The sequence below is a fragment of the Bizionia argentinensis JUB59 genome (assembly GCF_000224335.1).
GTDB lineage: Bacteria > Bacteroidota > Bacteroidia > Flavobacteriales > Flavobacteriaceae > Algorimicrobium > Algorimicrobium argentinense.
In genome coordinates, this window is record NZ_AFXZ01000007.1 from 1 (window position 1) to 855 (window position 855).

2 protein-coding genes are annotated in these 855 nt (G+C 35.9%); both read right to left on the reverse strand.

Annotated elements, in window-relative coordinates; translation table 11 throughout:
• Positions 1 to 128 precede the first annotated feature (128 nt).
• Positions 129 to 419 carry a helix-turn-helix domain-containing protein gene (locus tag BZARG_RS02920; RefSeq protein WP_008635253.1) on the reverse strand — a complete coding sequence of 97 codons (291 nt, stop codon included), beginning with the start codon at positions 417 to 419 and terminating at the stop codon, positions 129 to 131.
• Positions 420 to 452: 33 nt separating this feature from the next.
• A complete protein-coding gene (locus BZARG_RS02925; RefSeq protein WP_237702569.1) occupies positions 453 to 764 on the reverse strand; it encodes a type II toxin-antitoxin system RelE/ParE family toxin in 312 nt (103 codons plus the stop codon).
• Positions 765 to 855 lie beyond the last annotated feature (91 nt).

The window sequence follows — 855 nt, forward strand, 5'->3', positions numbered from 1 at the left end:
TGAGTTGTGGCGTGGACTAACCACGGGCAATTCCAAACGGTCAACTGCCTGTGGAAAATCCGCAGGATTTTCCAAGTAAGCACAGAACCAGCCATAACTTATACACGGTGTTGTAAAACGTACTTCTATTAAATTTCGATTGATATCTTTACTTTTCCACCAAGTCCTTTTTCAACGATGTCAAATAAGGTTTTTAAAGTCAGATTACTGCCATTATTTTCTACACGTGAAATATAAGTCCGCTTTTTGTCAATCAGTTCGCCAAGTTGTTCTTGAGTCAGATTTTTTTCCTCTCGTGCGTTTCGTAAAAGCAGACCAATTTTAAACGATTCAAAATCTCTGTCGAGTTCATCTCTGCGTTCAGTTCCTTTTTCACCGTAAACGGTATCTTTTATTTCTTTCCAGCTTTTAGTTTCCATCTCTTTTGTTTTTATCCTCGTAATACTCTTTCATTAATCGGACAGCTCTGTCAATTTCTTTTTTGGTGTTTTTTGCGTCTTTTTTGTAAATCCGTTTAAGAGTATAACTAACTTACCTTTGTCGAAGAAGCAAAAAACTCGCCAAATATCTGAACCTAATTTTATTCGAGCCTCATATAATCCTTTGTGCGTTTTCATTGGCGCCAGATAGGTTTTCGGCACGTGTTGAAAGGTTTCGATTATCTCAATGACCTTAAATATTTTGTCCTGAATTTTTTTCGGTTGAGCAAGTAGAAACTCCTCGAAATAATGTTTGTACTGTATTACTTGCCTAACTTTTTCCATTCCTCCAAAGGTAACTTAAAAGTTACTATTTTCAAAATTTCGATTGTTTATTTTTAAGTGCGAGAGTTTCGTTGGGTATGTTTTACAACGT

Bases quoted from the DNA above. Each gene is read 5' to 3' on its own strand.
- BZARG_RS02925 (WP_237702569.1), bottom strand. From the start codon at position 764: ATGGAAAAAGTTAGGCAAGTAATACAGTACAAACATTATTTCGAGGAG.
- BZARG_RS02920 (WP_008635253.1), bottom strand. From the start codon at position 419: ATGGAAACTAAAAGCTGGAAAGAAATAAAAGATACCGTTTACGGTGAA.